Raw genomic sequence first — 9,396 nt, 5'->3', positions numbered from 1 at the left:
TCCATGACCGGTTTATCGAAGGTCTGGTGAAAGCGGCCGCGAAGGTGAAAATGGGCGACCCTTTCGATCCCGCGACGACGATGGGGCCGATCAACAATGCGGTCGCCGTCGACAAGGTGCTCAGCCACATTGCGGACGCCCGCGCTCGTGGCGCCGAGATCGTCACCGGCGGCAATGTGGCGTCGGGTTTTGCCACCAATCTCTATTTCGAGCCGTCGATCGTCACAGGACTGACCCGGGAAAGCCTGCTCAACGTCGAGGAATCCTTCGGGCCGATTGCACCCGTGCTGACCTTCGAGACCGACGAGGAGGCGATGGAACTTGCGGCGTCCAGCCCCTACGGCCTGTCGGCCGCGGTCTTCACCAGCACCATCAAGAACGCCTTTGCCTTTGCTGAAAGCCTGAGGGTCGGTATCGTCAACGTCAACGAGATGAGCTGCTATTGGGAGCCGCATATTCCTGCCGGCGGCGCCGCCGGGACGCAGAGCGGCCTCGGCCGCACCGGGGGTCGGCACACGCTGATGGAAATGTGCGACCTGAAGACGATTACCGTGGACGTCACTCGCTGACATTCAAGGCCCGCGCCTTTTGCGCGGGCCTCCCGTGCGACCGTATGCCGTTCGGCAGCGAGCTGTCAGATGGACCGGCGCAGGCTGTCGGCCATTTTCTCGCCAATCATGATCGAGGTCAGATTGGTGTTTGCCTGGCAATCGAGCGGCATGATCGACGCATCGATAACCCGCAGCCCTTCAAAACCGTAGACCCGGCATTCCGGATCGACCACGGCCTCACCGGGCCTACCCATGCAACAGCCGCCGATCCCATGCTGCGCATCGGAAGACTGCGCCAGCAGGAAATTGTCGACCTCCTCGTCGCTTGCCATTTCGAGCCATGACAAAGGCAGATCGGAATCCCCCAGCAGGACGCGCTCGGCGATCGCCTGGATCGGCGCTTGCCGGGCAATCTCGCCAAGGTGGCGATAGGCGATACGCATGCGCTGAAGATCCATCGGATCGTCCAGCATGTTCTCTTCCACGATCGGCTGGTCGAAGGGATTGGCGGAACGCAACTGCACGGTGCCCCGGCTCTTGGCTTCCATCAGGATCAGATTGACCATGGCCTCGCCGAACTGGGCGCTGTCGGATTCCACGCCGATACCGCCATGGTTCATGGCGACGTAAAGAATGTCGTCGCGCTCGGCACCCGGCACGCCGGAACTCGTCCGCACACAGCAGTTGGTATGCCGCGCGTCGACATCGGTCGCCTTGAATTCCGGCTTCAGCTTCAGTTCGATGCGGCAATAAGGATGGTCGAAGAAACCTTCGCCGACCGGCAGGTCGGCAAGCACCTCGATGTCCTTTCGATTCAAGAGAGCCGCCGGACCGATGCCCGAGCGCTGCAGGATGACTGGAGAGTGGATGGCGCCGGCCGAGACGATGACCAGCGGCGCCTCGAATTTGCGAACCTGACCGGCCACGATGGCCAAAACGCCGATCGCTTTCTTGCCATCGAAAAGCACCTTGTCCACCGTCGCCTGCCCGATGATGGTGAGGTTCGGCCGGTCGCGGGCAGCTTCCAGATAGCCGTCATTGACCGACACGCGCTTGCCGGCTCGACTGTTGATGGGATAGGTGCAAGCCCCTTCGGCATCCGGAGCATTGAGATCGTCATGCCAGGGATGGCCGAGGGCCATCGCGCTTTGGCGCATGGCCTTGTCGACGCTTCCCCAGCTTTCGACAGGCGCGCGGTAGATCGGAATCGGGCCATCGCTGCCGTGAAAATTAGCCGCGATCGGGTCATCCTCCAGCCGGCGGAAGAAGGGCAGCACGTCGGCTCCCGACCAGCCCTTGCATCCGATTTCCTCCCAGCGGTCGAAGGCATGGAGCACGCCGCGAATGGCAATCTGCCCATTGACGGCCGTCGAACCGCCAAGCCCCTTGCCGCGCCAGTAGACCCGATGCTCCTGCCGCTTGGTGCGGCGAGCCATCAGGTCGGGGTACATATATTGTTGCTGAAAATGATCGGGAAGCAGCAGGTTGAAGGGATTTGGACTCGCCATCTCGGCAGGTTGCTCGCCGCTCCGGTAGTCCGGCCCCGCTTCCAGCAAAAGCACGTTCGTGGCCGCATCTTCGGTGAGCCGGGCGGCAAGGACAGCCCCGGCTGCGCCGGCTCCGACAACGATGACATCAAAGGGCATGCCGCACTCCCTACATCCGACCAATGCACGGCTCACTCGACCGCGACATCATCTTTGATTTCATTGTGCACGATCATCTGCTGGCATTCAGGCTCGGCGACGGACGCCGGAACCGACCACCTTAGCCGCCGTTGCACGACAGCAAGATCATCATGATTTGTTTTATATGTAAATATGATTTCGTATATGAACCCATCGGAAGTATCTCTTTTCACCATCTACTCCATACAGCGCGACGAACCCCGGTGCTTTCCGTCCCCCCTGCCGGCGGCTCTCACACCGTCATCGTCCATCGCCTTTTGATGTCGATCGGCCCTCGATAAAAGCGGTGTTCGACGCGCTGCCCTTCCACGTCGCCCCCAGGGAACAACTGCTTCCATGGAAAGTTAGTCCATGGCTACACCGCCGGTGAGCTTTCACGACAATCCAAGGGAGACAAATCATGGCGACTGCAAAAAGAGCGACGACCAAGGGACTGGAGGCTTTGTTCCTCGATGGGCTGAAGGACATCTACTACGCTGAAAAGAAGATACTCAAGGCCTTGCCGAAGATGGCAAAGGGCGCCGAATCCGAGGAGGTGGCTGCGGCCTTCGAAAAACATCGCATGGAAACCGAAGGCCAGGTTGATCGGCTCGAGCAAGTGTTCGAACTTATGGACAAACCGGCGCGCGGCAAAACCTGTCCGGCGATCGACGGCATTCTTGAGGAAGGGTCGGAAATTCTCGACGAATACAAGGGCGACCCAGCCCTGGATGCTGGGCTGGTCGGCGCGGCACAGGCCGTCGAACATTATGAAATCGCGCGCTACGGCACGTTGGTCGCGTGGGCTGAACAGCTTGGCAAGAGCGACGTGGTCAAGCTCCTCAACGAGACATTGAAAGAGGAGGTCGCGACGGACGAAGCGCTTTCCGGGCTGGGCGAAGGCGGTGTCAATGAGCGCGCCCTGGAGCAAGCTGCCTGACTGGGCGTCCTGACTGAAGTCGCCCCGGCAAAGTCGCCGGGGCGACTTTCGCGACCCTAACCGCAGCGTCGTCGATAGCACCTCTTTCAGATGCAATCAGACCCACCCCGATACTTCGGGGTGGGTCTGCTGAAATCACCCGCGATCAGCGGTTTTTGTGACTTTGTTCGCCAGCTTTCACGTGCTGTTCGTGGGTTCCACCACGCATGCCGGATCCATCGCCCTGCTGCCGTTGACCACCACCAGCGGCCTGCTGTTGCTGACGGTTTTTATTGTCGGCATTCTTGTGGCTCTGCTGGCCTGCCTTCACATGCTGTTCGTGGCTACCACCTTGATTGGGCATTCTTCTTCTCCTTCACAATGCACGAGGCGACAACCGCCTCGATTGCCTAAGAAGAGTCAGGCGCGAACGTTCCCTTACGTAACATTTTGTGAAGACCCTCAGACAAGCCGGGCGTTCGAAGGAGCTTGAGATGGATGCCGACCCGGAGAGCGTTGCGCCAACCTCGGGAGTAAGGTGCGTTGCACTGTCCCGCTGAATTGAAATGGGTGGTCTCGAAAGCTTGCTGGATAGCGAGATGCGCACCTTGCCACGCCGTTTATGCATTTGCGCGGAACGGTGGTGCTGTTCGCGTAGGCCGCATTGGGAGTCATCAGAGGTGCCATGAGAACGGCGATTGTCGAGATGGCGGTGAATGTTTTCGTCAAGCTGCGTAGCATGATCGAATTCCATCCTTGGATTCAGTTGAGGTTCAGGTTCGACCGCTCAGCCTTTTGCGGATGTCAGTCTGGCGTTGCGGCTGTGATGTTGGGCAACTCAGCGTAATTCAGCGTGAAATAACGATCATCGTTCCCCGGTGTCTTCGCATGATCGTCGAGAGATGATTTCCGGTCTTCGCGGCCCGTGCATCCGGATGGCTGTCAATGGAGGCTCGGCAGGCGATCCGCTTAGACAATGTCGTCGGCCAGGGCTGCAAGGCCCCGCCGACACAGAAGCTCGCCGCGGGATAAGGCTGGCCGAGGCAATTGAGAGAAGTAGATCAACCGTCACCTTGCAGGAACCGCCAATGCGATCTGCCTGTTAGCCTGGACGGACCCATTCCAGCGCAATTCACGTTGAGATCACGCGGAGCACTGCAAAGCATGCGTCATAAGGGAGGAACCCGACATGACGCTCAACATCAATAAGCCGCTGCGTGTAGCCCCAGTCGAAATTTCAGCTCGCGAAACAGCCTCATCCTTCACGGTTCGGTCTCCGCGCCTCCTTGCTTGGCGCAGCGCGTTAACGGCACGGATGTCTGGCCCTGGGGGAGCCTACAATGTCGGCAACCTCATTGGTCTTTGTCAGGGGATTACGGCGCAGATTCTCGTATCCGGCGATCTGAACCAACTCCTCTGGACAGGCGCGCCGGCCGCCATCAGCCATTATTTGACGGGCAATTTCGCTGCGATCGCAATGACCTCGGCGACGGCGATCTTCTTCGCCAGCGGCGAGATCTACCATCGCGCCTGGAACGGACGTCTCAAGCCTAGGGAAAATCTCAACCGCCTGGGTGATTTCCTGTCCGGCGTTGGTGCCGGTTGCCTTGGCCTGGCCCTGTTTGAACTTGGCCATCCGTTGCTGGCGTTGACATCGGGCCTGCTTCATTCCGTTGGAAAATTCGGCAGTGCTTGCCACCGACCCGGTGTCCGGATCCTCAACTTGTCGGAATACGGCCCCGACCCGTTTCGCGTCATGGTCCTTCTCAGCCGGCTGCCGGCCCTCATCGCCGCCGGGACAGAACTCTGTGCATCGCTGTTCAAATTCGAAGTCGAACAGCCACAGCATTGGTCTACGCCCGCCAGCCTTCTCGTTTGTTACCTGCTCTGGTCCTGGGCTGACCTGCTTCTGTTCCGATCGAGCCAACCTCGCGCAGCCCGCGATCATTCCGCCGGCTGATCAAGCTTCGCTATTCCAACCTCATTTGGAGAGACACCATGTTTGGATCATCATCCGACAATTCCGCAGAACAGATCGGCCGCTCCTATCCCTTGCAGCGACGCATCGGCACGATCTGCGTTTTCGGCGGCGCCATGCTTGGCAACGATCCCGACCACGCCCGTTGCGCCACCATCCTTGGCGAGACGATAGCCGCAGCAGGTATTCGCCTGGTCTATGGCGGTGGCTGTGATGGCCTGATGGGCCAGGTGGCTATTGCCGCAGCAGAAGGGGGTGGAACCGTGATCGCGATCACCCCGCAGTTCCTGATCGAGCGGATGAGAATGCTATTATCGGGATGCCAGACGATTTCAGTTCCCGACATGAGTATCCGCAAACAGCTCATGTTTGACTACGCGGATGCATTTGTAGCCTTGCCTGGCGGCATCGGAACCGTTGAGGAACTGACCGAGGTCATGACGCTTCGCAAGCTGGAAAGGCACTGCAAGCCGCTGGTCCTGGCGAATTTCAAAGGCTTCTGGTCACCACTTCTCGGCGTCTTCGAGAGCATGTCCGAGGCTGGCTTCATGAACTCGTCAACTCGATGCACGCAAATGGTTTCGGCAACCCCGGAGGCCATCCTTCCGCTTCTTCAGCGCAGCGTCAGTTTCGAGCAGAACGAACCGCCAACGCCCGTCCTGCTGCCCACCATCCCCGTCTTGCGCAGATCACATATATCGAGTGCTGGCCCCGGATAGATCGCGAACCAAAAGACGCGTTCTTCCGCGCAACACCAGCCACCTCGACGATGACGGGGTCCGTCGGCCCCGATCATCGCTTTCAAACCCGATCACAAACCGTTGGAGCCATTGCCCGCTGTGGTGATGCGATCAATCATGTCCAGATTCAAGGCAAATTCCTTGCTAATGCTTGCTGCGCTCATTTGGGGAGTGGGCAATGTGTCCCACAAGACCATACTGGCCCACCTCGATCCCATGGCGGTTGTTTTCCTGACCAGCGTGATCGCCGGACTGGTGACGTTGCCATTCGCGGTGCGGGAGCGCGACCCCGAAACCAACACCGGCTGGTTTCCAAGTGTGGCGAGAGTGGTTCTGCTTTTTGCTCTCGGCTGTGTGGTCCAGCAATTGTCCTATGTCAGCACGACGGTGACGAACTCGAGCCTCCTTATCAGCGCTTCCACTGTTATCACGCCGATCGCCGCATGGCTGATCATGAGGGAGCGTCCAAGTGCACTGATCCTATTCGTCGCAATTCTGACGGTCGTGGGATCGGCTCTCCTGGCGGGCGGCTTCAATGGTTCGGCAACCGCCGGCGACGCTTTCGCCGTCCTGACTGCAATCTGTTTTGCAGTATGGACGGTCGAACTCGGGCGGCATGTGCAGGCACATGGCCATCCCTTCGCGACGGCGGCCGCACAGTTCATCGGCACGGCCGTTGCCACGCTACCTTTCGCCCTGCAGGGCACAATGACATTTCAGGCAATTATGGCAGCATGGCCAGAACTCATCACGCTTGGTGTGTTCTCGACCGCTGTCGGCTTTTGCCTGCAGACTTCTGCACAGCGCTACACCACTTCGTCCCATGCGGCGGTGATTTGCAGCGGAGAGGGTGTGTTCGCCGCCATTTCCGCTGCCGCTCTGCTTGGTGAACGGCTTTCGCCCGACGGGCTTCTGGGTGCGGGCGTCATTCTGTCCTGTGTGCTGTTCACCGCCGTCTCGGCGGGCCCGAAGCTCGATCCGTCAGTGTCATGATCGCCTCGGCAATGTCGCTCTGCTCTGGGGCCGCGCCATTCAGACCACCGACGGGCAAGTCTGTTTCTACTCCCGGATTCATGCCAAGCTACTCGCCTGGCCGCATTCATCCTTCTGGAAAACGAGGTCTACTTCGATGCTCCACGGCGAAACGTCCTCCTTCGAAGCCGCCAACATACCGAACCGGTCAAACCAGAATTCAGACGACGGCCTCAACGACAAGCCGACCTTGAGAGGCATCAGGCTCTTCCCGTCCCTGGCGGACATGCCGATCGCCTTGTTTGACGCAACCGAAGACGAGAGCGCCATCGACCGCACCAAGGCGGGCTTGCTGGACATCACGGCGGAAATGGTCGGCCCGACCGATGGACTTGAAGGCAGTGATCTCAGCCCTACACCAGCCGGCTTTACCTATTTCGGTCAATTCGTGTTCCATGACATCGTCTTCAGCCAAATATTCGGATTGCCCAAGCCGACAGGCAAAACCCATCATTTGAAGAACGCGTCCTCGCAAGGCCTTGACCTTTCGGGGCTCTATGGGCGGGGGCCAATCGTCGACGCCCATCTCTACGATGTTGCGGATGGGGCGGACCTGTCGGCTTGCCGCTTTCCGATCGGCTTGCCTTGCATGAAAGGCAGTATGCTTCCGGTCGACGGTAAGACCATGCAAGGCCGTGATTTGCCGCGCATCGACTTCTCGGGCAAGTTTATCAGTGTCGAGGGTCGGCGATCGCCTTATCGGCCCTTGGTGGCGGATCCGCGAAACGACGACAATCTTGTCCTGTCGCAACTGCTCTGCACACTCATGGGCATCCACAACAGGATCGTGGATCTGCTGCTTGGCATCGGCACCGACCCAGCAGAAGCTTACAAGCGTGCCAGGATCTATCTGACCTCGGTTTACCGCACTGTGATCATCAACGACTATCTGAGAAAAGTTCTGGCTCCGGAAATATGGGACCATTTTTTCGCCAGTGACGATTTTCTTGGCGCCGGAGTCTCGGCACTTGAGACTTTCAATGCGCTGCCTTTGGAATTCACCTTCGGTGCGTCGCGCTTTGCCCACGCCATGGTCCGGCAGTTCTATGTCGTGAACGACAGGTCGGTCGAAGAACCAGCCAATCTGCGCAAAATGCTGTCCTTTTCCAGCCTGCGCCCGGGTGGGGAGATTCCAATACCCGAGAACTGGATTGTCGACTGGAACCGGTTTGCCTCAGCCGACCCCCCGTCGAAAGCTCAAAGTGCCCGGCGCATAGGACCATTCCTGTCGAAAGAACTGACGATTGCCGGCCTGAGTGCGGAATTGAACGGCACAGTCCGGCCGGTTGCCTTCATGGATTGCTGGCGCTGTTACGACCTTGGTTTGCCATCCGGGCAGGACGTGGCCGGTGCGGTGAAGACCGCCCTGGGCGACAACAGTATCGATGTGCCGGTCCTGACGGGCAATGACATGCTTCCCACGGCCGCCTGCGCCAAACGTTACGTCTACAACGCCGGCCGACTTCGGGCCGCTTTGCAACGGTACCCGGAGTTCCTGAGGCAAACACCTCTCTCCTACTATATCATCCAGGAGGCGTCCGTTCTTGGTAATGACGGCAGCCATCTTGGCCCAGTTGGCTCCTATGTGGTGGCCGCCACGATCGCATCCGCACTGTTCAAGGCTGCCGATACGGATATCACCTCTCGCAGGCTCATTCCGGACGTAGAGCCAAAAACGCTGGCAGGACTGCTCGATCTCAATGATACTGCGAAGGTATCGGATGAAGTGCTTGGCGGCCTGCTCGGCAGTCAGGGTTTTCAATAGCGCTGATAACGGCAGCGCTACAGTGCTCAATCTGGTTTAGCGGGGAAAGTGGACATGGTGAAGTTCAAAGATGTGCAGTTCGAGGCGCTTGGCGAATTCATCCGAGACCTGATCAAGGATCCGGCCAAGCAAGCGATCTTCAGAAGTGGAGATCAGGAGGCGATGAAGGACCTGCTGCGTGGGTTCATGACGCCCAGGGACAAAACCTGGGAGGAGATCACCATCCAACCATACTTCGACCAAGACCTGATCGTGAACATCGCCTTTCCCTTCACCGGCGACGTCGAGCAAACGATCGCCACCATTGCGCCGGCGGATGGACCCGGTGAGGACTATACATTTCCCGATCACTACAATCTCGACCCGAACGCCGGCCCGCCCGATCAAATAAAGAAAAACCGTTTGAGCGCATATCATAAGCGCCTCGGCGACTACGTGATGTCACGCTGCAAGTGAAACCCGGCGCAATTGCGAGCAACGGTTCGGCCGTGTCAGCCCGACTGGGCTGCCAATTCGATGCCACGGGCCAGCTTCTCCTGATCGACTGGTAACCGGATCGGAAAAGCGGTCTTGAACCACTCCACGGCGACAGCGCGGTCAAGCCTACCCGGCCCTTGCCACGCCGCCGTTAGGTTGCGTAGAAAACGTCTGAACTCATCCCCGGCCTCGCGGTTGCGTTTCAGCAACGCAAGTGCCGCCGCCGACCAGCCGTGGATGTCGGCGAACAGTTGATCGCTCTTGACC

The 9,396-nt window shown here is 59.1% G+C and carries 10 protein-coding genes; 7 read left to right on the top strand and 3 right to left on the bottom strand.

Annotation, left to right across the window (positions count from 1 at the left end; genetic code table 11):
- Positions 1–569: aldehyde dehydrogenase family protein (locus EN884_RS14055; protein ID WP_128360587.1), on the top strand; the 569-nt coding region annotated here is incomplete at its 5' end.
- A gap of 65 nt (positions 570–634) precedes the next feature.
- On the opposite strand, the gene EN884_RS14050 is transcribed toward EN884_RS14055, so the two are convergent.
- On the bottom strand, positions 635–2,197 hold the full coding sequence (locus EN884_RS14050; RefSeq protein WP_063168709.1) for a GMC family oxidoreductase N-terminal domain-containing protein: 1,563 nt from the start codon (positions 2,195–2,197) through the stop codon (positions 635–637).
- Between the two features lie 442 nt (positions 2,198–2,639).
- On the opposite strand from EN884_RS14050, the gene EN884_RS14045 reads away from it, so the two are divergent.
- Complete coding sequence (locus tag EN884_RS14045; RefSeq protein ID WP_013530428.1) at positions 2,640–3,158, top strand: ferritin-like domain-containing protein; 519 nt, start codon at positions 2,640–2,642, stop codon at positions 3,156–3,158.
- A 145-nt stretch (positions 3,159–3,303) separates the two neighbouring features.
- Here the strand turns inward: EN884_RS14045 and EN884_RS14040 are convergent, their stop codons facing one another.
- A complete protein-coding gene (locus EN884_RS14040) occupies positions 3,304–3,501 on the bottom strand; it encodes a hypothetical protein (protein ID WP_013530427.1) in 198 nt (65 codons plus the stop codon).
- An 825-nt stretch (positions 3,502–4,326) separates the two neighbouring features.
- Between EN884_RS14040 and EN884_RS14035 the strand changes: the two genes are divergently transcribed.
- The 5 genes from EN884_RS14035 (at position 4,327) to EN884_RS14015 (ending at position 9,108) form a co-directional block, all read left to right on the top strand.
- Positions 4,327–5,097 (top strand): hypothetical protein, encoded by a 771-nt coding sequence (locus tag EN884_RS14035; RefSeq protein WP_013530426.1) that lies wholly within the window; start codon positions 4,327–4,329, stop codon positions 5,095–5,097.
- Between the two features lie 38 nt (positions 5,098–5,135).
- Positions 5,136–5,834, top strand: coding sequence for a TIGR00730 family Rossman fold protein (locus EN884_RS14030; RefSeq protein ID WP_013530425.1), 699 nt, complete (start codon positions 5,136–5,138; stop codon positions 5,832–5,834).
- Between the two features lie 138 nt (positions 5,835–5,972).
- Entirely contained in the window at positions 5,973–6,848 is an 876-nt protein-coding gene (locus tag EN884_RS14025; RefSeq protein ID WP_244514330.1) for a DMT family transporter, read from the top strand.
- A gap of 265 nt (positions 6,849–7,113) precedes the next feature.
- Positions 7,114–8,652 (top strand): peroxidase family protein, encoded by a 1,539-nt coding sequence (locus EN884_RS14020; RefSeq protein WP_164774305.1) that lies wholly within the window; start codon positions 7,114–7,116, stop codon positions 8,650–8,652.
- 54 nt (positions 8,653–8,706) lie between these two features.
- The gene (locus tag EN884_RS14015; RefSeq protein ID WP_013530422.1) at positions 8,707–9,108 is read left to right on the top strand and encodes a hypothetical protein; all 402 of its coding nucleotides are present in this window, start codon (positions 8,707–8,709) and stop codon (positions 9,106–9,108) included.
- A gap of 35 nt (positions 9,109–9,143) precedes the next feature.
- Here EN884_RS14015 and EN884_RS14010 read toward each other — a convergent pair.
- A partial coding sequence (locus EN884_RS14010) for a hypothetical protein (protein ID WP_164895006.1) occupies positions 9,144–9,396 on the bottom strand: 253 nt, incomplete at its 5' end.

The sequence above is a fragment of the Mesorhizobium sp. M7A.F.Ca.AU.001.01.1.1 genome (assembly GCF_004022735.1).
Lineage (GTDB): Bacteria > Pseudomonadota > Alphaproteobacteria > Rhizobiales > Rhizobiaceae > Mesorhizobium > Mesorhizobium ciceri.
This window is presented reverse-complemented; position numbering and strand designations above follow the sequence as displayed.

Coding starts and splice junctions, on each gene's coding strand:
- EN884_RS14050 (WP_063168709.1), bottom strand. CDS start 2,197: ATGCCCTTTGATGTCATCGTTGTCGGAGCCGGCGCAGCCGGGGCTGTC.
- EN884_RS14045 (WP_013530428.1), top strand. CDS start 2,640: ATGGCGACTGCAAAAAGAGCGACGACCAAGGGACTGGAGGCTTTGTTC.
- EN884_RS14040 (WP_013530427.1), bottom strand. CDS start 3,501: ATGCCCAATCAAGGTGGTAGCCACGAACAGCATGTGAAGGCAGGCCAG.
- EN884_RS14035 (WP_013530426.1), top strand. CDS start 4,327: ATGACGCTCAACATCAATAAGCCGCTGCGTGTAGCCCCAGTCGAAATT.
- EN884_RS14030 (WP_013530425.1), top strand. CDS start 5,136: ATGTTTGGATCATCATCCGACAATTCCGCAGAACAGATCGGCCGCTCC.
- EN884_RS14025 (WP_244514330.1), top strand. CDS start 5,973: ATGTCCAGATTCAAGGCAAATTCCTTGCTAATGCTTGCTGCGCTCATT.
- EN884_RS14020 (WP_164774305.1), top strand. CDS start 7,114: ATGCCGATCGCCTTGTTTGACGCAACCGAAGACGAGAGCGCCATCGAC.
- EN884_RS14015 (WP_013530422.1), top strand. CDS start 8,707: ATGGTGAAGTTCAAAGATGTGCAGTTCGAGGCGCTTGGCGAATTCATC.